Genomic DNA, 22,969 nt, shown 5'->3' on the forward strand with positions numbered 1-22,969 from the left:
CACTGTTATACACACCGCGAGCATTCATAAGCCGATGAGCGACAGCCCAAACCGAATTTTAAAACAAAGGCAGATTCGAAGCGGCGTCTACATCTACCAGACGCCTCGATCCCCCTACTGGCAGGCAAAAGTCTGGGTTCCTCGGCAGAAACGCTACATCACCAAATCCACAAAAGAGACGGTCCGCGCTGAGGCGTTTGACGCCGCGATTGCATTTGCCGACAAGACCCTCTCGACCATTGGCACCGTCGACATCAACCCCAGGGCCACGCGGTTCGAAACCTATGCGGACAAGTACGACCGGCACCTGAAAGCCGTCGAAGGCGCAGACTCCCGAAAATACAAGGACTACCATAGCTCACTTTATCGCAAAGAGGCCGGCATCGTTCACTACTTCGGCGACATACAGCTCTCCAAGATCACGACCGGCACCATGCGTGACTTCCTCGTGGAGCTAGACATTCAGCGCGAAGAACCTCTCGCGGGCAGTTCAAAAAAGAAGCTGATCATGACAGCACGTGCGGTGATGCGCATGGCCCTCGAAGATGGGGTCATTGATCGCCTGCCGGACGCTCCAAAAATCGCTGCGAGAGACAACCCGCGCGTCGCCTTTACCAACAGCGAGTACATGGACTTTATGAGGGCCGCTCGACGCTGCATAGAACGCGGAGACGTGGTCAGCGGCATAAAGCTGAGCCAGCATCACATCCACATCTTCCGCTTCATCGTTCATGCCTTTGTTCGGCCGACGACTAATGAACTGTTTTACCTCAAGCACCGCGATATTCAGATCAAGACTGATCCCGCCCACCTCTGGATGGTCATCAGGAAGGGCAAGACCGGATTACGCGAAAGCTTCACCATGCCCTTTGCGGTCTCGATCTATAAGCACATCTGCTCTCGCCCCGGCGACCTACGCGGCGTTGCCTTTCGGGAAGCAAACATGGACGAGTACGTCTTCATGCCGGAGTACCGCAAACGCTCCTACGCGCGAACAGCGCTGTCGCGCATATTCCTTCACATCATCCGAGAAGCGGGCCTTGAACGGGACGAAGACCGTCTGGTGATGTATTCCCTGCGCCACTACGCGCTTCAAAAGCGGGTGCGAGACTCCAAAGGGAACGTTTCCCTGAACCAACTAGCGAAGAACGCCGGGACCAGCGTCGACATGCTGGAGCGTTTCTACCTCAAGCGAATGGCGCCCTCATCGGAGATTATTGCCGAGTTCCAGCGGAATGGGTAAAAGCGTGAACAATTACTTTCGCTGCCCTTTACGGACGCGTCCAACCTTCCTCCAACTTCTCCAAGACCTTCTCAAGCCAGCCTTCGTACCAATACCATTTTCCAGCGACAGATACCCCATAGCCCTTTCCTGGATTGCGAGCATCCAGCTGCTGCGCCAGTTTTGTGTGATCGTACATCTCAAAGTGTGGAAAACCATCCACCTTAGCCTTTGCGACAATCTCTGATGGCAAGTACTTCGGCCGCTCGGTTTCCTTAAGCAATACTCTTTCGACGCCTTTTGCTTCCTCAGTTCCGGGCTTCACGAATTCGACGGCAATATCCGACTTCGAAGCCTTTCCGGCAACCTTAGGGACAAAAGCAACCCGATAACGGAACTTTGGGTCCGCTTGCTCCTCCGCACTTAGACGACCGTGAAAATCATCCATTGCAGTTGCAACATTTGGGGGAAGATCCTGCCCTATCAAGCTGGCTCGCTGCGAGCCATCAAACGTGACAAATTGCAGCGCAAGCGGAAGACGCTTTTCTAAAGCAAATTCCTTACCGAACAAGCGTTTGATCGCATCATTGAAGTTGATTGAGCACGCTTGCAGCTTTGCACCAAGCGCATCGTCAATCCGATTGGTCGATTGGTGCTCGATTTCATGCCGAATTTCGGACAGAAATTTCAAATTGTCGACAACACCTTTCTCCAATGGGCAGCCTTGATGAGAGAGGCACTGACCAAGCTCCCAATGCTTGTCAGCCCCGTGCTTTGTTTTTTGAACAACGCCCCCCTTCTTGTATCGAAAATCAACACCCTCTCGCTTGTAGTAAGCGTGCATCAGATATGTCCACGCGATGATCGCCGTCACGATATAAAGCTCTGCGCGAAAAAATAGCCCAGCACTGTTGAACGAATGGACAGCCGCAATCATCGCTTCCCGAGCCTTGATCAGCAGTTCGTCGCCACGCAAGTGCAGCCCTGTTGAAGGATCAACGTCGGGCCAAGCATTTAAGAACGCGTCTAGCTCCGCATCGCTCGCAGGCTTGATCACAGCGTGCGTTTTTCCATCTTTGATCCCGGATATCCGCGCTTGGTTTATTGAGCGCGTTGGCCTTGAAAAGTACGCGTGAATATCCTGCGGAACATATTTCCGTGCAAGCATCGCCTTGACGATAGCAACTTCCCACTTCTCCAAAGAATTTCTTGATCTACGCGCCAATACCCCGCCAAGCCTCCATCAAATTCATAAATAGCCCGGATGGGCTGAAAATTTCTGCCGCATTTAGGTCATATATCTGCGCAGAGGTCAAAAGGTCCGGCATTCGATCCAACAAACTTTGCGACTGAACTTCGGCAGCCGATTTTTTTACCTTTTTCGAAACCCTGAGAGACCGGACACATCTAGGCTCCCCTCACACCCTGTGAGCACAGACAGTTCGACGAAAGTTCTGCTAAGCTTCAGGTCAGCGATCAACCCCACCGAGCAACACGCGCATAAGCCGCTGGCACATCGGCCTTGATCCGCGAAACCGTAAACTTTGTCAGGCCAATTTGCCGGCCGATCTCGTTCACACCGGTTCCAGCTTCGAGCAATTCGACAACGCGGTCGATCTGGTCCTTGGAATATGAGGGCTTTCGCCCCTTGTATGCTTCAGGATCAATCCGTTTCCGGTGAGCATGTCCTGCTTTCGCGGCAAGTTTCGTAGCTTCGGCCTGCGCTTGGGCCGATGCCGCCATGAATGAGATCATCGCGTCCCGAATTGCCTTCTGCATTGGGTCATTCGTCTGGCCGTCAAAGGTCATATTGTTGATAACGGTCCTGATCGTGACGCCCATCTCCACGAATTGCCGAATATTCGACGTGACATCCTCGTAATTGCGACCCAATCGGTCGACCCAGCGGACAACCAACGTGTCGCCCGCCCGCAATTTGTCGAATAACCGCCTACCGCCCGGCCTTTCCTTGAGTGGAACCGACAATCCCGAGACCCCAGTGTCCTCAACCACGTCATCAATCTGGAAACCCGCCGCCAACGCCTGATCCTTCTGGTGATCTACCGTCTGATCTGCGGTCGAGACCCGCGCATACAAGATAATTGCCATTCTTCGCCTTCCCATGTGTCGCATTAGCCTACGTAGCGAAAATAATGCCACGTATAGGGCAGAACAATCCTTTCAATACAGGTTTTTCGGGCCAAATTTCCATTGCAGAAGGGCATGTCTTTGTGCTATAATATATTGAAATTGCTCATACTTCGGGATTCCGGAGATTCGCCAGAGCATAAATATAGATGTCGACCGGCAATCGACGCTGACTTCAGATTTGAAGTCGTTCAGCACATCCAGTCCAGACGACCTACGCAGCCTCTAGCTTGAGAAGCATTGGCTGTGCGGTTTTTCGTGCGCTCCGCATCCAGCCGAACGCTCAAATTTGTAACTGCGCTGCCCCACGGCAGACGCAAGTTTTAAACATGCAAAAATGGAGAAATGATTTTGCTCAACAATCAAAAACTAAAGAAAACGGAAATCGACCGAATTCACGCACAACAAGCTTTGGCGTCGGCAGTGGCACACTGGCCAAGTGACGAACTACAAGGCCTTGATGATCGAGTGATCTTCTTGACCGTTCACGTCGCGACACGAGATGAAATCCAGACGGTGATACCTGGGATTTACCTAAAAATTCGTAAGGCGTTTGGCTTCAAGGACAGGCCAATCAACCAAAGGATATCCTTTATCGCCGCAGGCGATTTTCGCGGGACGCGAAACAATGCGGTTGGTTGCTTTGACTTCGAAGCACCGCACATCCACGGCATCATCATCTTGCCAAAAGCACTTGCACCCGAAGATGACGACAATTGGGAAGCCGTCTTGGAAGAACTGCGCAGGGTGATCGCCGAGCTTGAAGAGGTCTTCAACATGATGCGCCTTGGACGCGAAGAAGTCGTTGTTGACCTCAGAAAAGCCGTGTTCGACAGATCCGATCTGCAGAACCTCATTCTGTACACAACCAAGGCTGATCGAAAATACTTCGATGTTTTTGGCGATCTGACGAAGTGCAGGATTTTCCCGCTAGAGGATATTCGCAACGGCTATCGCCTCCAACACGCCAAGGTTGAAATTGAGTACCGCACGCGCTTGCACCTAGAACGGGACAAGCTTTACGCTCAGGTAGCTAATCAACGCTTTGATCGTTTCGAGACGGAACATCTGTCGGCAATGAGAGCGAAAGACGACGCGACGCGCCAAAAGGCACAAGCCCGCTTCAAGTATTACATCCACTGAAGGCACCGACGGGTTAGTCCTCATGAGATTAGGTCTAACCCGCACCTCGAACGGCACAGTTTCCTCTGGTGACGACGGCCCTTGTCACGCTACAATCTTCAGCGATTGAGCAAAAAAAGCTAAAATGTACTGCCTATTGCCAGCACAGCCGGTGTGAGATTGAAGACGTGAATGCACTTAGAAATCTAACTTTCGACCTAAGCATTGTTTCAGCGCGGGACCGAGTGCTACTCGAGCATCTGGTCATAATGATTGAGGCAAAAAAGTTTTCAGCACCGCACGACTTAGCCGACATACCTGAGAGGATGGTGAAGGACTTCAAAGGGAGAGCGAAGAAGTTTCTTCGGGACGCGGGCGGAGACCGAAAAACCGTTGATCGCCATGTAAACCTATCGGTCCGCTTGGCTGATAACTTGTCCCAAAAATTCTGCTTCTCCATTGACATGCCATCCATGGATTCAGCTCGAATTATTCTCCGAGAACTAGGTCAGAATGGTGTCCGCAGCGTCGCAGAACTGAAGACATTTCTATGCTGAATGGGTAAGTTCCAGCCATTCCAAAGCAATCGCATTCCTCACCCCCATTAATAGCCAAGAGGCCGCCCTCACGTCAGCAGCTCAAGAGTTAGCTTAATTTACGCCAAATTCTGTCCAAGAGATGGGGAGTAGCTCACATGATATCGAAACTGCTTTCTTCAATTCCCTGAATCAATCGACTATCGAGGCCGGCCAAATAGCGGTTAAGCCCCTCTTCCTCATCAATGGTGGTGCCGTGGTCACACAGGAAAGCGGAAACACATTTGCGGCGAGTTCTCCAGTGCACTGCATTCAAGGCAGGGCTACGCATATTCGTCTATTCTAGCGCCAAGCCACCTGGTTTAAATTGATCAAAATCCCCCCTTCGAAAAAGAAGCGACTTTGAGCTCTCGTGTACGTAAATTTGTTCTCCAAATTTTGTCACAAGATATGGAAGCACATATCCCAATGCTTGGCCAAGGCGCGCATCCGCTCCAAACGAGACACGTGAGACATCATCGAACCGCTCTAGCAGCCCATCAACGATCTTTTCAGAAGTCATAGTACATGAATTGATGCTCGAACACGAATAATCGAAACGTGAAATTTCTGAATCAGGAAAGCCTGATTTGGCTTCCCGCCAAGCAAGATAAAGGTCTGCTTTTGATACCTGCGGGAAAATACAACGGCCATATTCATCGTGGAGAACGGAGTTAACTTCTTTCCGAAATTGAAAATTTGTTCCGATCCGCACCTGTGCTTCCTCCACACCATCCGATGCTTCCTTGGAACAAACAACTCCACCAGAAACGGCAGCCCAACGCTCTTGAACCTTGCCGCCGCAGAAAGGCCCGTCACCATGCAAATCAACACGACATGTAAAACCACGCTCTCGAAGCACGTTTACCGCCTCACAAGCATTTTGGCTGAAACTCAATCCGAAAATCGAAGTACCTTGATCAAGTACGGTGTCTGACCGCGCCACACTCAGGGAACACACCTCTTCACCTACCTCAAACGACATCCCCATAACTGGCAATGGAAGAAAAAAGGCCCAAACGCCAATCTTGAATCCTAGCGACATCGATGAAATCCTTTCTGTATTAGCCAGCGGCGTCCCCTCTCAAGGACGATTGGCACTTGTAAATGCCCACAACACCCCCACTCTTTCCCGCCGTTAGGTGCAGCAGACCTATAAAAAAATACCAGCTAGCACCTCAGTATACCTGCTCTTGATAAACGATTTCCGGCATATCTACCGAAATGTTAACCCTTAGATGGTCTAGCAATTCGAGCGACGAAAGCCCCGCACCACTCCGAAAGAGAATAATTTCTTGATCTAAAACGTTGGGGGTTTGCGTAAGTCCCCTCACGGAACTAGGGCTGCACAACTGTTGAAGCTCCTGTTGGATTGCCTCCGACTGCACATCTCTCCCAGTAATATCCACAAAGTCTTCGTCTGGCCCATACGCTTCAGACACAAACCAAGGAACGATTACCGCCCCCGCGCTAAAGACAGTCTCATTCAAGTCAAGCGAGACTACAAAATTTGAAGGAGGCTCGCCATCCCTCAAAATTGCCCCAGAAATGAAAGTTTCGTCAGCATCTTGATAAAAATCTTCTTCCCCTCGGTAAGTTACTTGCGCCGACCATTCACACCACATGTACGATCGAAAAGGGACATTCTCATTTTTAAACGGATCATGTTCATAATCTACACCGATTTTTGCCGCGACCATGAACAAATCCATTTCAAATAGAAGCTCACCTTTCGGCTCATGGATTGTTTTCATACCTTCCGCAAAGATTGGAACTGCCGAAACAAGCGAGAAACCCAGCGACAAAAAGAAACGTTTAGAAATGTGAAACATCGGGGCCCCAAAAAGTGTCCTGTACAAATAACTTACATTCAGCTCGCGCCCGATCAAAGCCGGAACTGGTGAAACAGCCGAGATATCGATAGGTGATAAGGAGGCCCTTGGCTACCAAGTTTTCTCACTTCATGAGAACTACTGTTGAACGTCAGGCACGGAACGTAACTACAGGACCGTAAATCCATATGGCCCCAATCTGACCCTCTGGAACAACTATACGATCCAAAGGGAGAACAACGGCTCACCGTGGCGCAGGTTGCTCCTGAGGGTCCCTCCACCCTAGCGAGCCAGCAGTCATGCCACGGGTTAGGAAATTCAAATTTGGCTCCCAGGTAGTTATACAAAATGCTACACAAAAAATTATAAAATATTGATAATAAACGTGGAAAACTAATTGCAAATCCGTGTACACCGGTTCGATTCCGGTACTCGCCTCCATTTACTTTCAATGACTTAAGAGAAGTCGAGCAGACTGCGAATTGAAAGTCTCAACAAATATCTAAACATTCTGTTTTTGTTCTGTTCGCTTTCGCGGAACTGCTTCCGTTTCGATATCTCTGATTTCTCTCGTAGAAGATCAGCAGACAACCAATCGTAGCTTACGTCAGTGTCCGATTTTCTGGGGGTAGCTCACGGACCAAGCGGCTAACAAACGCGGGGGTCTGCGGGGCTCTGTCAAAGCGGTTCAGCAGTTGTCAACAATCAGCGCAGTCTTCACACTCACAAAAACAAAGGGCCGAACTCTCGTCCGGCCCCTTTGCCTTTCATTTCGCCGGCGGTTTACCAAGTCATCCGAAAACCGATTTCGCCGTTGATAGCATAGCTTTCGCCGAAGTTGTCGAGACCTGTGGCCGCAGTGACTTCGCCGAAGACAGCGTATTTACCCCCGGCCCAGTGGTATTTGCCGCCGAGGCCGATCTCGCCCGACCAGTCGTTTGCATCCGAGGCCAGCGCGGCCTGCGACGCAGTGACCGTGGTGCCGTTGCCGAAGCCGCGGTAGAGGTTCACGATGCCATAGGCATCGGCAGAGCTCTCACGGGCGGTGTCCGGCTGCCAGACCGAATTGCGCTCCAGCATCAGACCCAGGCGCATGTCGTACTGGGTGCCGTCCTGCAGCGCCACATCGATACCGTTGGCATCGGTGAAATCATCGAAGGCGACCTTGGTGTATTGCAGCTGCGCCTGAGGGGTCAGGGCATAGCCTTGGCCGAGGTCGGAGCGGTGGCCAATTTCCAACGACAGGCCATGGCCCTTGCCCGAGTTCGATACGTTCCCGTCTTCGGTGCCAATGGTTGCGTCATAGAAAGCCAGCTTGGCCTGCGCGTCCACATAGGTGCCGTCCTGACCATACCAGGTCAGGGTACCAACGAGGATCTTGGCGTCGAGGTCAATCGCCCCGTCCCCCGAACTGGCGGTGGTCGTGGCCGAGCCGTTGGCGACCTCGAAGTTCAGACCGGCCACGATGGACAGGTCTTCGCTGTCGAACAGCAGACGGTCGACACCGGCTTGCAGCGCCCAAAGGTCGAGGTCGTGGGCGACGCCCGAGGTGGTGTTGATCCCGTCCGAATGGGTGGTGCCCGCGGCGATCTGTGCCCAGACATTTACGGGCGTATCGAGCGTCAGCGCGCCCTCGCCAATGTCATGTGTCCCACCGGTCCGGTTGCGCAGCGCATCCATGCGCAGCATGCCGATCAAGATCTGCGTGTAGGCTTCATAGGCCGCCACGGATTCGGCGAACTCACCAGTCGAGGCCAGGACATAGCTTTCATCCTGATGCTCGAGGTCATAGTAGAGCGCGCCCATTTCGACCGGGCCGTCGACCAGATAGAAGGCATCGTCCGCGCCCGAGCCATCGGCAACGGACACCAGCGTCCAGGTGCTGTCCTCGGTAACACCATCGGTGGCGCCCAGAACATAGACTGTGATCGCATTCGAGGTGGCGCCAAGCGAGGCAACGTCCAGCATGTCGGCATCGCCGGTCTCGGCATCGATCTCAAGCGACAGCGTGCCCGAGCCCGAATAGGTGCCGCCGACCTCCAGCGTATCACCGGCGGCACCGGTGACCAGCGTCGTCTCGCCATCGTTCACGTAATCGCCGCTGATCGAGGCACTGCCCGCCAGCGCCAGCTCGCTCGCCGCGTCGCTGTCGACATTGCCAAGCACCGACAGACCATCATCGAAAGTCAACTGTGAGCTCACAAGGTGAACGCCGTTGCCCGCATCGTCCGACAGAACTTCCAGCTCGCCCCCTTCGATCACCATCGTGGAATTCTCGAAGGTAATGCTTTCCAGATAGGCGAGGTACTCAGCCTGAGTGGTGATCCCGTCGATCCCGTCGAAGGTGAGTTCATCGAAATACTCGTCGCCGGATTCTTCCGCCACAACTTCGTCGGAACTCCAGGAGTAAAGACCACCGGTCACGACCTGCGATCCGTTGTATTCATCGGCGGTGATCAGGAAAGTATCGGAACCGGCACCACCGGCCAGCACACCATGGGCCACGTTGGTGCCGAGGTTGCCGGAGTGCCATTCGATGGTGTCATCCCCATCTGGGTCCGCCGCGTCCGTGTCGCCGCCACCGATGATCGCTTCGCCGATGTCGGCGCCGTCAAGGATGATCAAATCCGATCCGGCATCGCCGAGGACCGAGTTCCCGACGCTGCCCGAATAAAGATAAATCTGATCATCGCCGTCTGGAATGCCCTGATTGTTCCAGCCGCCGCGAAGGTATTCAGCAATGGACGCGCCATCCAGCGTGATCACGTCGGCGTCGCTGTTCCCGCCGACATAGCGGATCGTGCCGCCGGTCAGCGTGATGGTGTCTGCGCCAAGCCCGGACATCAACTGGTCCGTAATCGTGCCGCCCGACACAATGATCGTGTTCGATCCTGTGTTGCTCTTGGCTGCGGAATGGCCGACGGCAGCGACCGTGCCACCCGAGATCTCTAGGTAATCGTCGCCAGAATCGAGCCGGATTCGTCCTGTAGAGCCGCCCGTCACGTAAATCTCGTCATTGCCGTCGCCTGCGAAAAGCTCGCCGACAACCTGACCGTCGTCGTTCACATAGATCGTGTCGTCTCCATCGCCCGCATCAAGCCCAATGGCGAAGACGGCTGTGCCGGAACCGACAATACCTGTGCCATCAACCGTAATCGTGTCGGCTCCGTCACCGAGCGTCACTTTGGCCGCGGTTACATCGGTCACTGTCACGGTATCGTCAAAGGCCGTGGTCGAGAACGGGGCACCTGCCGGATCATTCGCCGGGTTACAGACGACGGTCTGGCCGCCGTCACCGTTCACGGTGACGTCACAGGCCGCAAAGACTGCGCCGGGGGTGATCATGGAAAAAGCGGAAATAAGGGCGATGGGCGAAACCGACGTAAAAACGGTCTTGCCCAGAGCCGGGATAAGGCTTTGGTTATACATATCTCCCCCTCATTACTGCCCACTCGAGGATTTCAATTTGTCCGGCTTCGAAGCAGCACGAAGCCAACTAAAGTACTCGTGACGCAGGACTAATGGGCCCTGACCCTAGCAAGTAGATCTTGCCGCTTTGGCCTTTGGGCCTCGCAACCAGTCAGAAATCACTGTCGTTTGAACGTGGACTTGCACGTCGTCTTGCTACTCCACATCGTCGTCGATACTGGACAGATCAAACGCGGCGTCAGGTAGTGTCGAAGACACCACTGAAACGGTCTTGGCCGGGGGGTGGGTCGGCGCATTCCACAACCAATGCCCCGGGCCTGGAAGATCGCCACTAATGTTGACGACACCAACCGTTTCACTCAAACGATATAGCTCTTCGGGATCTGTTCGCTCGGTCATAGTGCGCTCCATGGAGAGTGACCGCCGCGTTGCCTGAGCAAGCCACACTGTGCGTCGCTCACATATAACGCGACATAGGAATAACTCTGCAGCAGCAAGCCGTTGACGTTCATGATTTGCGGAAGCTCCGTGAAGAGCGCAATGTACTCGACCTCATGCATGACGCAGGTCTGAATATCGAAGGATTGCTCTGCCAACTCTAAGGCGCTGCAATGCTCCAATGCTTTCAGGCTGTTTGTGCCCGCCACCGAAAAAACCGTTTGCCCCGGGGAAACATACACAACCTCTTGCGGCATGTGCGGCCCCAAGGCACAGGGCCCTACGCGCAGCGGCCAAAAGGCGGCATGCAAGGCGCGGTCACCTTCGGTGAATCGGATCTTGCGGGACAGAATATCCACGATCTCGACGCTTTTCTTGAGCACCGGATCGAAAACCCGATCACCGGTCACCAAATCCTCCACCGCTTTGCTTTGGCCATCGCGGTCGCACTGAATACGAGCCCCGTCGCTGATACCCCTTGTTTTACTGGAGTTACCAGCTGAGGCAGTGCCTGTAACGGGAAGCTAACTAAAAAGCCAACCGTGTGGGGGCACCATAAAATCTCACTTATCGCATTGATTTTATTGGTGTATCCTCTCTGGTGTTGCGCCTGTGTATCCATGCCCGTATCCATGCGGGAGAATATGGAAGTGCGGAACGTGACTGTGAAATACCTCAAGCGAGACCCTCGAAACGGCAACTGGCTATACAGACGGGTCGTGCCGAAAGTCCTGAAATCTTGGGTGAGCCAGACGGAATTCGTGATCAGTCTTGGGAAAACACAGAATGACGCGCTGACCCAATACGGCACCCACCACCAGAAAATCGAACACATGATTGCCCTTGCCAAGATGGGGGTTTCGGGTCTTTCCCCAGCGGAGCAACGCGCGAGGCTCAAAGCCATGCTCGAAGTATGGGGCGCAGACCCGCACAGCGCTGGGCGCGATGATGAAGAGCGAACGTGGCGGGAAGAGGCGGCAGCAAAGATCGTTGATCGCTACCAAGACCCCGTGACTGGAGAGTATGAGGGGGTGCCGGAGGAGGAGGCGGTCAAAGCCAGAGCACTCCTAGGAGGTGTAACGAAAAATTCCCCAGAACCCACTGTCACGGATGCTTTCAACTTCTATTTGAGAGAGAATGCGAAGGACACGCCGGAGAAGCGGAAGAAGCAAGAGCAGCGTTTCCGGAGGGCCGAGCGCAATCTGATTGCAGCCCTAGGCGGCGATAAGGCGGTATCCCAGCTGACCCGTGAAGAGGTCCGCAGATGGCGCGACATGAGGATTGAAGCGGGTGCAGCCGCTGGGACGATCAAGCGGGAGAAATCTGACCTGAGCACGGTGATCAACACGGCGCGAAGCGAGTTGGACGTGAGAGGGGATAACCCATTCGAAAACCTGAAGCTGCCCAAATCGAATGTGAGCCGCCGCGATGAGCGAGAAGGCCTGCCCGAGAACGTGATTGCTGGGGTCTACGCGCAACTTGAAGCGGGGCCACCGGACCTTTTGGCGATCTGGACGCTGCTGGATTTCACCGGAGCGCGACCGAGCGAGATCAGAGAGTTGAATGTCGGGGAAATTGTCCTCGATCATGATGTGCCTCATCTCGTCATCACGGAGAGGGAAGGGCGCTCGCTGAAGACTTCGTGGTCTATCCGGAAGGTGCCCCTTGTGGGGAAAGCGTTCACGGAGGCCAGAAAACTTGTGAAGGAGGACGCCGATGCCTCCGCTCCCGTTTTTCCGCGATACAGCCGCGAGGGTGGCATGGACCGCCTGTCGCAAGCTTTGAACGGTCGTATCAGGAAGCTTTCGGATAACCCGAAGCATGTGACCTACAGCTTGCGCCATAACATGTCGGACAGGTTGCGAGCGGCGGAGGTCTATGACGCGACCCAGCGGGCCATTCAGGGGCATTCATTTGGGCGCGGCGAGGCTGCGTCATATGGCGGAGATATTCCGCTGGAGAAGAAGCGGGAGGCGTTGCTAACTGCAATGAAAGTGCATGAATAGGTGCTGGAGAGCATTGAACTCTCGACCTCTCCCTTACCAAGGGAGTGCTCTACCTCTGAGCTACAGCAGCGCCGGGTGCGGCTAATTAGACGTCATCGGGCCGCTCAATCCAAGCGGTTGAATTCGAAAAGCTCACTGCCCGCCAATGAGACCATATGAACCTAGACGATGTACTATTTCTCAACCTGAAAAAATTGTTTCTTAGCTAAACACACAAAGCGCACTGGGTACTAGGTCACAAATGAGGCCTTTGGTGTGGTGCCGCCCCTAGGAGGCGACCCGTTACGCAGTAACTCTCGTTCAGAAGGAGCTATTTTCACAGTAAGCAGTCTAAGAAAGAGCTTCACAAAGTGAGCAGAGAGCATCGGTCGATCCAATCCGAAAATTTATCTTTCAACATGTTATTGAGTTGCAGATTGCGCCTGAAACGTTGAAGCTGCAGAATGACTAAAGAGATAAAAACCTATTTTTTTTAGAGGGATAATTGAGATGGATGTGGCGGAAATTTTCGATCTAGGGCGATGGCTTCAAAAGCAGGCGCCGATCATAAAGCGTTATCAAGCCCTGCAAACGGCTTTGGAACACAACGCCACACAAAGCCAAAAGATGCCGCTTCGCGAACAGCTTGACCAACTCCTTTCGGGCTTGCGGGAAATGCCGATGACCGAACTCAACCTTCAACAAATCGCGCATCTTGACCAGACGGGTGTCGCAAAGCTGATTGGTCCAGCTGGCGCGACCTATGTTGAAAACGTTGTGAAGCAATCGAGTTATGATCCTGCGACCGCATCTTCCGAGATCAAGGCTGCGTTACAGACAGTCCAGAGGAGCTTAGCAGAGTTTAGAGGTGTTGCGGAAACCCTTACTGCCGCTGGCTTTACTTTCGAGGAGCCGGAGCACGTGTTCGTTGAAGGCATGGCAAATGCGCGAATACAATTTCGGAATGAAGCCTCAATTGACAACATTTCTGAAATGAAGAAGTGGTCCGCGGATTGGAACGATATCGTGCGTGGAGTTGGGCATCTGGCTGGCCAAACTCCTCATGACATGAAAGTTCTGAGTGCGTCGAAGGGGTCGATTATCGTTTGCGTGAGTGGAACTCTCACGCTTGTTTCCTTGATGGCTCTTATGTCGAAGAAAGTATCCAGCATCGTGCTAGAAGGACTGAAGGTCGCCAACGCTATTGAGGATCTCCGGCATAAAAAAATCTCCAATCAGATCATTGAGCAGTCGATGAAAGATGACCTGAAGACGAAACAAGACGCACTGGAGGAAGAAACGGTCACCGCACTGAAGGATCATGCTGGAGTGAAATATCAACCGGAACACGATGCTCATTTACGGATTGCGGTGAAGAAGTTTGTCGACTTCTCGAAGAAGGGCGGAGAGGTTGACTATCTACAGCCACCAGCAAACGTGGACGACGATGAGGATAATGAAGTCCTTCAAGACGATCAGAAACAGCTTACCAACGAACTGCGCGAGCTGATCTCTGAAATCCGGACAATAAAAGGTCAAACCTTGCTTCTGGAAGATCAGTCAGTAGACTCCATCGAGTAAACGTAGTTCTCACGCACATTAATCTCTCGCAGGAAAGAACCAAGTTTTGGCTAGGAGATGAATTTATCTCCGCTTTCCGAGAGATTTGGTGTGTGGTCATTTTGCCCCAAAAATTTGAGACCCCTTTTCGATATTGGCGAAAACGCAATTCCCCCCCCCAATGCCCAGACCACAGGGGGAGGCACTACAGGGGGGCAGTCATCCCATAAAGGGCACGGGTCTTTCCCAGAACGCTGAACCTCCCCCCCTCCATTGAGCAGGGGCTGGGGCGCCCCGTGAGGACGGGGCGCGGGCGGGCATATGCGGGTGAGAATGCTAATTGTAACACTCACAACCAACGTTGACATTTGCAACATGCGTAAATACGGCTGAAAGGAAGACCAGATAGGGGGACCATCGGCCATGCGTCAGTTCGTGATTTACAAACGGGTCAGCACAAAGGAGCAGGGACGCTCAGGGCTTGGGCTTGCTGCGCAGGAGCGCGACATCAGATTGTATCTCGACACATACGCCGAGATGCCCTTTGAGGTCATCGGTGAGTTCACCGAGATGCAGACCGGAAAGGCGGATGATCGACCAGAGCTTGCCAAGGCGCTTGATCTGGTCCGCAAGACGGGGGCGGAGCTACTGGTCGCCAAGCTGGACCGCCTGAGCCGCAAGGTCTCCTTCATCGCAACCTTGATGGATGACAAGCGGGTGAGCCTCAGGGTCGCGGCCATGCCCAACGCGGACAAGTTCCAACTCCATATTTATGCAGCGCTGGCAGAGCAGGAGCGGGAGTTCATCTCGCTCAGGACTAAAGCGGCGCTTGCTGAGGCCAAGGCGCGGGGCGTGAAGCTGGGCGGCGAGAGGGACGCCACGATGAAGCGCAACGATGCTGTGAAGGCGCAGGCGAAGAGGGATGCCGAAAAGGTCGCTGGGATTGTTATGCCGCTACGGGCGAAGGGGGAGACCCTGCGCCAGATCGCAGAGACGCTGAATAAGTCAGGAGTGCCAACGGCGCGGGGTGGGCAATGGCAAGCCTCTCAGGTGCAGCGGGTCATCAAGAGACTAGAAGAGGCAGAAGCATCGGAGGCGTGAGTGTCTGCTATCTGTTTTCGCTTGTTGATGGATGATTGCAGAGGTCACCCAACCGGCACCCTACACCGCGCATCTGGATCAAGCGCATTGAAGGCGGACGCACAGAAGGCTTGGAGGGGTGTGTATTCGGCTTCCGTTGGTTCTGGGGGCGCTGTGTGGAGCCGCTGAGGGTGGCCGCAGGGATTGCGGGGGAGTAACCGCCCAGCGCCCGTGACGGACCATGAGGGAGGCTCTGCGGGGTCTCCCAGACGGTCACAGTGCGAGGCTGACCATTGAGGCCCCCTAAGTGAAGGGAAGGCATGTGAGCCTCCTTCGGCAACCCACCCAGACCTCAAAGGACACCCCATGACAAAACAACGCACGTGCTTGGAGCGCGGGCGGAAGACCTCCGTTCGCCTTGACCAGATCAACCTCGAAAGCGAAGCTGGGACAGCAAGACCCGGCCCCCTCATCAAAGAACACGTCAAGGACTTGGTGCGAACCAAGAAGAACGTCGGCGAGTTGGACCCCGTTCTCCTCTGGAAGAACCCCGACAACCCCGAGGCCAAATACATCATCCTCGACGGACGCCACCGAGTGGCAGCTTATCGGACCAGCAAGCAAACCCAGAAGATACCCGCAGAGGTGCTTGAGCGTCCATTCCGCGAGGCACTCCTGATCTCGGGTCAGCGTCACACGAACAGCAGTCTTGCCCTCACCTCTCAGGAAAGAGCGGACTTCGCTTGGCGTCTGGTCTGGGAAGACTTTGACTATTCCAAGAAGGAAATCTCGCAAGCATCCGGCGTATCAACCCGACAGGTTGCCTACATGCGCAAGAGGCTCAAGGAGATCGAGAACACGGATTACGACATCACAGGAAGTTGGTGGCGGGACAAACAGGAGCAAACCGTGACCGAGGACAAACCCATGCTGGCAGATGCCCAGCGCAGACAACAGGTCGATGAAATGGCGAAAGTCATCCGAGACCTTTTCGACCGGAGAGGCAACCCGCTGCCCTTCTGGAACAACGAGCTTGTCGCAGAAGCTACCGCACAGGCGCTGGGCGAACAGAAACTGAGGATGATCTACGAATATTCCTTTGGGGGGCTGGATGATGAGGAGGACGAATGGGGCGACCTTCCTGTTCGGTCATATCCCGACGAAGACCCTCACGCAGGACCCGAGGAAGACACCGAGATAGACTTCTGAGGAAACCCTCGGGTATGCAGACAGTAGGAGGTGCAATTTGCACACCCTCAGAACACGCGGAGAGAGCCTGAAAGCTGTATCCATGCCCGACAAAAGTGTCAGGATGTCTGGTGTTTCTCCGTGAATTCATAGGGTGGTGAGTACCTGCCATCCCGTGTGGGGTGCCACGAATAGTCACTCATCACATTGGATTTTTTGGCTTATCTCTTCTGGAGTTGCTTCCGGCGCAAGTCTGTCCATTGGCTAGGTTCGTGGCTTGTAGCGGAATTCCCTAAGCCGCCGTTTCGCAGCCTGAAGCTCCTCAGGTGAAAACAATGCGTGGCATTCTGGGTTCTCAACAATCATCGCTTCGACCGTAAGATCGAGCCGCCCTCTTTCATAAAGAGCGGCGTATCCGCTACTTGGCATTCTCGAATTTAGCAATGATTTCGCTGTGTCGATACCGCCTCGCTCGTTGAGCATCGTGAGAAACGCCGTAGCATTGTAGCCTGCCTCTTCTTTCGCCCGTCGATAAATGTCAAACATCATTTGGTCGAAGTTTTTCACAGAAAACACCTCTCTTGCAGGATTGCGACACTCAGTAGTCGAGCGAAATCTTCACTTGGCTAGGGGAAATGCCCGCCAGTTTCGCGATTGTCTGCTTTGCTTCCGCAATGACGGTTGGGAGGTCCTGATTGGTTGGAAGGGGGGCAGACACCGGAGTGCTCTCGTCAGCCGTCAACATTGTGGGCGAGACGCCCAGCACCTTGGCCAGCTCAGTCAGATTGTGTTCCCGTGGCTCTGTGTTGCCCTCTTCCCAGTTCCAAACACACGTAGTCGAAACTCCAATCTCGGATGCGAGGCGCGTCTTGGACATGCCATTCTTTTCCCGAAGGTTCTTTAGTCTTTCAGCAAAGGTTACGCTGTGCGCATTCATGACTTCCTCCAATTCTGTTGCTTGTCCGAGGATATCTCGTAATTTTACTTTTTAAAAGTAAAAAGTGAAAAATTACTTAAAATTGAAGTAAAGGTCTGTTTGGGGGCAATGATTGTCAATTCCTCAAGGGAAGGCTCATGAACTCGTTTTCTGGGAGGCAAAGGTAAGTTCAAAGTTTGCGCCAACCTTGCTGCCGCGCACGGGTGCGGAATGCAAAAATTTGTATCCATGTCTGACTACACAATTGTGAAAATGGATGATATTTTTCCTTTTAAGTCATAGGGCTATGGATGCCCGTCACCCCGTGTGGGGGCACCATTTTTCAAAATAAAATCGATTGTTCGGATCTGCCGCTTTCGTGTTTGTTCCGTTTTGAAAATGGAAGCCATACGGAGGCACGCTGAGGGAGGAAGCTGAGTGTTGCGGGGGCAACGGCGTTGAGCGTTTCGTCTGATCCGTAAACAGTTTCTCTTTTGGCTTGCGGCGCTTCGAGAGCGCAGAGAGAAATCAAGTTTCATCCCATCCCTGATAGTTCGGCTCAGGGGGGAGAAGGCGAGGTCTCGCCTCATTCGAACTTCTAAAGAAGCGAAGCTTTCCGGGAAGGTGGCGGAGGTTTGTCCATCCGCAGCACATTCGTAGCGCCTGTTGCGTTCGTTATCGTCAGGCTCAGACTCAACCATGTGCCAAGAATGCTTGGCGACGGATAGATGAACACAACCCTAAGCAATTGCTTCCCTTCTCCCTCGGAAGGGGGAAGGGAAGCACGCCAGTGTGGGCGCTATCGTCCCAACCGCTCGAATTCAGTGCGATTATCCCGGCCAATCCCAAGCCAACCTCGGGTGGTCTCCGCGATCTTGGCGACGATGCGTCTACGTTCGGCGATCCCGTCCTCGCCGCCATCTACGGCGACGAGCGCGCGACCGTCGGACGCGATCATCTGCTCCGGGACGATGACTGCCTGGGTCCGGGCATCTCGCACCTCGATCTTGTATCGGACACTTTCCACACCCGTTCCCGAGGGGGCGCTGTGAAAGGCTCTGGGGGTCAGCGCATGAAACTGGACCAGCTCGACGTCAAAAACGACAGGAACCGGACCTCTGAGAGATTTGCTGCCTTCGGAGAGGCCATCCTCGAGGATCGCCGCGACCTGCGCGCGCGTGTTTCCTGGGCCATCGCCATACCAGACGATATCTTCGCTGGGGATCATGGCATTGGTCGTGTTGACCTCCAGCTCTTCTGGAACGTCGACATGGACGGCCTTGACGGTCCAGCTTCTGGAAACCTCGGGCGAGATCGGCGCGTAGTCCACCAGAAATCCGGAACAACCGGCGAGCCCGATCAGAGCGAGAGAAGAGATGATTTTGCGGGAGACCGCTGACATGGGTATTTCCTTATACTTGTTGTGCGAGATGGTTTTGCTGTCGCCGAGAACGGCGGCAGACTGAATCCTTCAGAATCTATGAGGAACGGCCTGAGTGGAATTCTCTACCGCGCGGCATCCGGTACGGATGCAAGAAAGCCCACGGCCTTCCACGCGATCACGAGTTCCTCTACGTCGTTAGATCTTTTCATTTCCGCGGAAATATCGAAGCTCTCACAGGAAATGTCGGAGAGTTCGATCTTCCAGTCTGGCGACAAAACAGCAGTCTCCAAGGAGATCGAAGGTGGCGCGTCGAAGGTAACGTCGAGCCAGACGCGACGGATCAGTCTGATGGCTCGGATGTCCTCTTCGGTTTCGGGGAGGCATGGATGCAGGCGGGTCTGAAGATGCTCCTGCCCGTGCAGCAGGCAGGTTTCCTGATCGGACGACGTCACATGTTGCTTGGACCGTTTCATCGGGTCTGAATGCGCCGCATCAAAACAGTCTCGAGCCAGCCAAACCTTGCGGATCATTCTGGGGACATGGTCTTGTTGCGGACGTTTTCTCAGATTTCTGACCGTACTCGTAAAACCCATATGGTTCTCCTGATCGTAAATCACCGCAAACATCGTTGGGCGGTGTATAGATTGCCATAGATATGAAGCAGGCCAGGTCGGAGCGGACTCCGTTGCAACCTCATCATTATTTGGGGGGCATGAGAGGTTGCTGCTGGTCCTGGCCTGCAGACCTCTCTCCCATGAAAGGGGGGCAGGAGAGAGGAATTCCAGAATTCAAGTGGCTTAAAAAACGAAGGCTCTGTCGCGCTCCTTCACCTCATGCCATTTCACCAACATTACGCCGCCCCTTGCGCGATGTGGCCGCGTGCGATGGTGGGACGGAGCAAGGCCGCTTCGTGGCTTTTCAAAGCCATGCGGGCCGTGGTTCTGTCGGCGTCAGGGTGGTCCGCGTCCAGCTCCGGGAAAAGTTCCAGGATTTCCGCCCGCGTGTCTTCGCACAGGGTGTCCAGTCCTTCTTTGCCCGGGTGGAAACTTTCCGACCAGGCGCCTTCGGCGAGGATGATTTCATGGTCGTCGAACAGGATATGCCAGTATTCGACCATCCCGCCTTCGACTTGGCGCACGTGTTTGCCGTCCAGCAGGTGTTTTGCGGCCACGAGAACTTCGCTGTGACCCACGAGCAGTTCCACCTCTGCGCCCTTCATCAGCATCCGGTGGTTCGGTGACACCATCAGATCGCGCGCGTTGCCCAAGGTGCCCTCAGGGATCAAAATGGGCGCGACCTTGCCCGTTGCCGGGCGTTTGGTCGACCCGATCCAGCGCACCGGACGGAAGCCATGGTCGCGTGTCAAAACCAGATCGTCGGGGGAGAGATCTTCGATCGGCACCAGTCCAGACGCCGTGGTGATCAGCGTCCCAGACACGAAGCAGATGACATTTGTGTTGTCCCAGGTCAGATCGGCGGAGGACACCGCGGAACCGCCATTCTCAAGGGTCAGGCTGTTCCCCGTCCCCCAAGCATGGATGTCGTTTAAGATGCCGTCGTCGTCTTGGTCGGCGCGCATCCATTGCCGCGGATTTGTGATGACAGTCGGGTCGATGTCCCCCGCGGCGACGGCGGCATCGTAGTTTTCCTGATTATAATAGCCCGACAGATCGACAAAGTCGTTGTTGGACTGGTCTTTATCGTTGATCGGCCCGGAGTTCCCGGTGTTGAAGTCCGTGATCGTGTCATGACCCCCGTCCGTCGGATCAACGACGAACGTGTCGTTTCCGGCTCCCCCGGTCAGAACATCATCGCCGGTGCCGCCATCAAGCGTGTCATCGCCGGTGCCGCCATCAAGCGTGTCATTTCCGGCTTCGCCGTAAAGCGTGTCATCGTTTCTTTCGCCGTAAAGCGTGTCATTTCCGTCGCCGCCGTAGACCCAGTCATCTCCCCGGCCCGCATAGACCGTATCGTTGCCGCCATAGGCTTCGATCAGGTCGTCATTCGATCCCTCGGCGCCCCCGATGTCGACACCAGCCCCTGTGTTGTCTCTGTTGTCGACCATGTCGCCCTCGGGGTCACCCGAGTAGCTCACATCAATAAAGTTATCGGCTTCAGTGCCTTCGATAATGCCGTCTGGGAGGCCGTCGCTTAGGTCGATCGAGTACGGAGTATAGTTCCCGAGATAATCCGAACCCAGCAATTCACTGGACAGAACCTCAAAGCTTTCGATGACCGCATTTTCATATTCTGGCGGGACGCTGGCCAGATACCAAAGGTATTCGCCGTTTTCCAACTCAAGAACGCGGGCATTCTCAGGAGAGCCCGCAGCGTCCCAATTGATCACGGTGCCATCCGTCAGCGTCAACTCAACGTCGACGGCATAGATATTCACGATGGTTGTTTCGACACCATTTACGATAATCGTGTCGTTAGGACCCTGATAGCCATCGTTCGCGAGGTCGAGATCGAAGCTTTGCAAATCAGCCTCGGTGATCGTGTACACGGTACCGCTTGTCAGATCCAACGAGGACGTGACGTAGGTGATCCCGCTGCCGTCATAGTTAGGAACCTTAGTTAAAGCCATTTCACATACCCCTTTACTTGCGCGCTCGCACGGTCATCTGGGCTTGCAGAGTTCGCGCGCTGGCTTGCGCCCCCATTCGCCTTTGCGTCCCGCGCCGCGCCGTTGCCTCACGGCTCTTGCGCCGCGACCGGAATCGCAAAGTCTATCCGTGACTTTCTTCACAAACCTCACGTTTGACGCGATGGTTTAGGGGCAAAGGGACGAAATTTGGGACGAAGGGACGAAGGGACGGACACGCTTTCGCCGCCAAAATGCGGTGTAAGCGGGGGGGGGGGGACGTGAACGCGGCTCATCAAATGAGGTTGCTGGCTTTGAGCGGCGTTGGCGTGCGAAGTCGAGGTGGAAACTGGATGATGGGGGCTGCCTCAAGGCAGGACGGTTTAGCCACACTGACGAGAAACCTGATGTTTTCCCCGTAAATGCGGCTTGTTTTGCCACACGTGGGCCAATAGTTGGTCTTACCCCACGTTAAGCGCAGGTGCGCTCAGCGTGAGATGCGTGCGCATCGCCAGTTGTGAGAATCGTCAAGCCAATTAAAGTGAGCCAGATGGAGACAGCGAAGAAGCCGCCAGTGCAGATAACTTTGAAGTACCTAAATGGAACGTCAGTGACATTTGGGGCGGATAAATGTCTGACGCTCCTGTCGCATCGCTTCATTCTGATCGCGATGCTCTCATTTATTATGATATTTACCCTACTTGCGCCTTGGGACAACGCCAACACTCTGCCCTTCATGCAGCGCTTTATTCTACTCACTTTGGCGGTCGTGTTCGGGTGGTTGGAGTTCATGCTCTCGTTAAAACTCTACGCATACCTAATGCGGCGCAAGAGGGCGGTCGTCGTCTGGTCGATTGGCCTAGTAATCGTCTTGGTCACTGTCACGACACCGTTTTGGTATTGGTTCACATACCTTCTGGGAGGCGAACCGCTTAAACTAAAGTCTCTCTTCTTTCAGGTCGTGTTCAATACCTTCATCAATGAAATGCTGCTGACGGTCCTCGGCAACTTCGTCATTCCGAGTGCTTTGAAGGACATGCGGAAACATGAACAAAAAGCCAGCCCGGCTCCGCACGCCACGCAGGATGATCAGAGGTCAGAAGTTGCGCCCCCGAGATTTGTCACGCTGGGAACGGAAACGCTTGATGCCCTCAGTATTGTAAAGATCGAGGCGCAACAGAACTACATTCTGATCACCACGACCGACACTGGAAATCGGCTCGCAAGGACCAGCTTGTCCAGCGCTATCGACAAGTTGCCCAAAGATCTCGGGGCGCGCATTCACCGCAGCTATTGGGTCGCATATAGCCAGATTGAAACCGTCGAGAAGGTTGCAAACGGATATCAAGTTCACTTGTGTGACGGAAGCATCCTGCCTGCACCTCGCTCACGCTTTCTGGCGGAGGTCGACATGAGCAAAGGCGCGAAGACCCTGCCAGACCCGACAAATTTTGAACGTTCCATGGCGGGCTGAACCGCCCCCAAGCCGCATCATCGCGCGGCTTT

At 54.2% G+C, this 22,969-nt stretch carries 19 protein-coding genes and 1 tRNA gene; 7 read left to right on the forward strand and 13 right to left on the reverse strand.

Going from position 1 to position 22,969, the window contains the following annotated elements:
- Positions 1–34 precede the first annotated feature (34 nt).
- On the forward strand, positions 35–1,243 hold the full coding sequence (locus tag J5Y17_RS11260; RefSeq protein ID WP_219785344.1) for a hypothetical protein: 1,209 nt from the start codon (positions 35–37) through the stop codon (positions 1,241–1,243).
- A 28-nt stretch (positions 1,244–1,271) separates the two neighbouring features.
- Here J5Y17_RS11260 and J5Y17_RS11265 read toward each other — a convergent pair whose 3' ends face one another.
- Both J5Y17_RS11265 and J5Y17_RS11270 read right to left on the reverse strand, forming a co-directional pair.
- A complete protein-coding gene (locus J5Y17_RS11265) occupies positions 1,272–2,423 on the reverse strand; it encodes a DUF3644 domain-containing protein (protein WP_255572038.1) in 1,152 nt (383 codons plus the stop codon).
- Positions 2,424–2,698: 275 nt separating this feature from the next.
- Complete coding sequence (locus tag J5Y17_RS11270) at positions 2,699–3,331, reverse strand: recombinase family protein (RefSeq protein WP_219785345.1); 633 nt, start codon at positions 3,329–3,331, stop codon at positions 2,699–2,701.
- A 384-nt stretch (positions 3,332–3,715) separates the two neighbouring features.
- On the opposite strand from J5Y17_RS11270, the gene J5Y17_RS11275 reads away from it, so the two are divergent.
- On the forward strand, positions 3,716–4,513 hold the full coding sequence (locus tag J5Y17_RS11275; protein WP_219785346.1) for a hypothetical protein: 798 nt from the start codon (positions 3,716–3,718) through the stop codon (positions 4,511–4,513).
- Positions 4,514–5,365: 852 nt separating this feature from the next.
- Here J5Y17_RS11275 and J5Y17_RS11280 read toward each other — a convergent pair.
- The 5 genes from J5Y17_RS11280 to J5Y17_RS11300 form a co-directional block, all read right to left on the reverse strand.
- Positions 5,366–6,112, reverse strand: coding sequence for a hypothetical protein (locus tag J5Y17_RS11280; RefSeq protein WP_219785347.1), 747 nt, complete (start codon positions 6,110–6,112; stop codon positions 5,366–5,368).
- Between the two features lie 133 nt (positions 6,113–6,245).
- Positions 6,246–6,899: a hypothetical protein gene (locus J5Y17_RS11285; RefSeq protein ID WP_219785348.1), complete on the reverse strand. Its 654-nt coding sequence runs from the start codon at positions 6,897–6,899 to the stop codon at positions 6,246–6,248.
- 783 nt (positions 6,900–7,682) lie between these two features.
- A complete protein-coding gene (locus tag J5Y17_RS11290; RefSeq protein WP_219785349.1) occupies positions 7,683–10,328 on the reverse strand; it encodes an autotransporter outer membrane beta-barrel domain-containing protein in 2,646 nt (881 codons plus the stop codon).
- A 195-nt stretch (positions 10,329–10,523) separates the two neighbouring features.
- Complete coding sequence (locus J5Y17_RS11295; protein WP_219785350.1) at positions 10,524–10,727, reverse strand: hypothetical protein; 204 nt, start codon at positions 10,725–10,727, stop codon at positions 10,524–10,526.
- Positions 10,724–11,239 (reverse strand): Hint domain-containing protein, encoded by a 516-nt coding sequence (locus tag J5Y17_RS11300; RefSeq protein WP_219785371.1) that lies wholly within the window; start codon positions 11,237–11,239, stop codon positions 10,724–10,726. The genes J5Y17_RS11295 and J5Y17_RS11300 overlap by 4 nt, the downstream gene beginning before the upstream one ends.
- Positions 11,240–11,431: 192 nt before the next feature.
- Here J5Y17_RS11300 and J5Y17_RS11305 point away from each other — a divergent pair, with 192 nt between their 5' ends.
- Positions 11,432–12,772, forward strand: a complete 1,341-nt coding sequence (locus J5Y17_RS11305) for an integrase (protein WP_370628925.1) — start codon at positions 11,432–11,434, stop codon at positions 12,770–12,772.
- Here the strand turns inward: J5Y17_RS11305 and J5Y17_RS11310 are convergent.
- Positions 12,771–12,840, reverse strand: a tRNA-Thr gene (locus J5Y17_RS11310). The genes J5Y17_RS11305 and J5Y17_RS11310 overlap by 2 nt on opposite strands.
- 421 nt (positions 12,841–13,261) lie before the next feature.
- Here J5Y17_RS11310 and J5Y17_RS11315 point away from each other — a divergent pair.
- From J5Y17_RS11315 to J5Y17_RS11325, 3 genes are all read left to right on the forward strand, one after another.
- Positions 13,262–14,332: a hypothetical protein gene (locus J5Y17_RS11315; protein ID WP_219785351.1), complete on the forward strand. Its 1,071-nt coding sequence runs from the start codon at positions 13,262–13,264 to the stop codon at positions 14,330–14,332.
- 402 nt (positions 14,333–14,734) lie between these two features.
- Positions 14,735–15,412: a recombinase family protein gene (locus tag J5Y17_RS11320; RefSeq protein WP_219785352.1), complete on the forward strand. Its 678-nt coding sequence runs from the start codon at positions 14,735–14,737 to the stop codon at positions 15,410–15,412.
- Positions 15,413–15,757: 345 nt separating this feature from the next.
- Positions 15,758–16,600, forward strand: coding sequence for a ParB N-terminal domain-containing protein (locus tag J5Y17_RS11325; RefSeq protein ID WP_219785353.1), 843 nt, complete (start codon positions 15,758–15,760; stop codon positions 16,598–16,600).
- 243 nt (positions 16,601–16,843) lie between these two features.
- Here the strand turns inward: J5Y17_RS11325 and J5Y17_RS11330 are convergent, their stop codons facing one another.
- The 5 genes from J5Y17_RS11330 to J5Y17_RS19275 all read right to left on the reverse strand — a co-directional run bounded on the left by J5Y17_RS11330 (position 16,844) and on the right by J5Y17_RS19275 (position 21,466).
- Positions 16,844–17,146, reverse strand: coding sequence for a hypothetical protein (locus J5Y17_RS11330; protein WP_219785354.1), 303 nt, complete (start codon positions 17,144–17,146; stop codon positions 16,844–16,846).
- A gap of 31 nt (positions 17,147–17,177) precedes the next feature.
- Entirely contained in the window at positions 17,178–17,516 is a 339-nt protein-coding gene (locus J5Y17_RS11335; protein WP_219785355.1) for a helix-turn-helix domain-containing protein, read from the reverse strand.
- Between the two features lie 778 nt (positions 17,517–18,294).
- Complete coding sequence (locus J5Y17_RS11340; RefSeq protein ID WP_219785356.1) at positions 18,295–18,897, reverse strand: DUF6778 family protein; 603 nt, start codon at positions 18,895–18,897, stop codon at positions 18,295–18,297.
- A 104-nt stretch (positions 18,898–19,001) separates the two neighbouring features.
- Positions 19,002–19,409 carry a hypothetical protein gene (locus tag J5Y17_RS11345; protein WP_219785357.1) on the reverse strand — a complete coding sequence of 136 codons (408 nt, stop codon included), beginning with the start codon at positions 19,407–19,409 and terminating at the stop codon, positions 19,002–19,004.
- A gap of 320 nt (positions 19,410–19,729) precedes the next feature.
- On the reverse strand, positions 19,730–21,466 hold the full coding sequence (locus tag J5Y17_RS19275) for a Hint domain-containing protein (protein ID WP_219785358.1): 1,737 nt from the start codon (positions 21,464–21,466) through the stop codon (positions 19,730–19,732).
- Positions 21,467–22,013: 547 nt separating this feature from the next.
- On the opposite strand from J5Y17_RS19275, the gene J5Y17_RS11355 reads away from it, so the two are divergent.
- Entirely contained in the window at positions 22,014–22,937 is a 924-nt protein-coding gene (locus tag J5Y17_RS11355; RefSeq protein ID WP_219785359.1) for a LytTR family DNA-binding domain-containing protein, read from the forward strand.
- Positions 22,938–22,969 lie beyond the last annotated feature (32 nt).

The sequence above is a fragment of the Celeribacter sp. PS-C1 genome, assembly GCF_019429625.1.
Lineage (GTDB): Bacteria > Pseudomonadota > Alphaproteobacteria > Rhodobacterales > Rhodobacteraceae > Celeribacter.

Coding starts and splice junctions, on each gene's coding strand:
- J5Y17_RS11275 (WP_219785346.1), top strand. CDS start 3,716: ATGATTTTGCTCAACAATCAAAAACTAAAGAAAACGGAAATCGACCGA.
- J5Y17_RS11285 (WP_219785348.1), bottom strand. CDS start 6,899: ATGTTTCACATTTCTAAACGTTTCTTTTTGTCGCTGGGTTTCTCGCTT.
- J5Y17_RS11355 (WP_219785359.1), top strand. CDS start 22,014: ATGGAGACAGCGAAGAAGCCGCCAGTGCAGATAACTTTGAAGTACCTA.
- J5Y17_RS11320 (WP_219785352.1), top strand. CDS start 14,735: ATGCGTCAGTTCGTGATTTACAAACGGGTCAGCACAAAGGAGCAGGGA.
- J5Y17_RS19275 (WP_219785358.1), bottom strand. CDS start 21,466: ATGGCTTTAACTAAGGTTCCTAACTATGACGGCAGCGGGATCACCTAC.
- J5Y17_RS11315 (WP_219785351.1), top strand. CDS start 13,262: ATGGATGTGGCGGAAATTTTCGATCTAGGGCGATGGCTTCAAAAGCAG.
- J5Y17_RS11295 (WP_219785350.1), bottom strand. CDS start 10,727: ATGACCGAGCGAACAGATCCCGAAGAGCTATATCGTTTGAGTGAAACG.
- J5Y17_RS11290 (WP_219785349.1), bottom strand. CDS start 10,328: ATGTATAACCAAAGCCTTATCCCGGCTCTGGGCAAGACCGTTTTTACG.
- J5Y17_RS11280 (WP_219785347.1), bottom strand. CDS start 6,112: ATGTCGCTAGGATTCAAGATTGGCGTTTGGGCCTTTTTTCTTCCATTG.
- J5Y17_RS11260 (WP_219785344.1), top strand. CDS start 35: ATGAGCGACAGCCCAAACCGAATTTTAAAACAAAGGCAGATTCGAAGC.
- J5Y17_RS11270 (WP_219785345.1), bottom strand. CDS start 3,331: ATGGCAATTATCTTGTATGCGCGGGTCTCGACCGCAGATCAGACGGTA.
- J5Y17_RS11335 (WP_219785355.1), bottom strand. CDS start 17,516: ATGAATGCGCACAGCGTAACCTTTGCTGAAAGACTAAAGAACCTTCGG.
- J5Y17_RS11340 (WP_219785356.1), bottom strand. CDS start 18,897: ATGTCAGCGGTCTCCCGCAAAATCATCTCTTCTCTCGCTCTGATCGGG.
- J5Y17_RS11325 (WP_219785353.1), top strand. CDS start 15,758: ATGACAAAACAACGCACGTGCTTGGAGCGCGGGCGGAAGACCTCCGTT.
- J5Y17_RS11345 (WP_219785357.1), bottom strand. CDS start 19,409: ATGATCCGCAAGGTTTGGCTGGCTCGAGACTGTTTTGATGCGGCGCAT.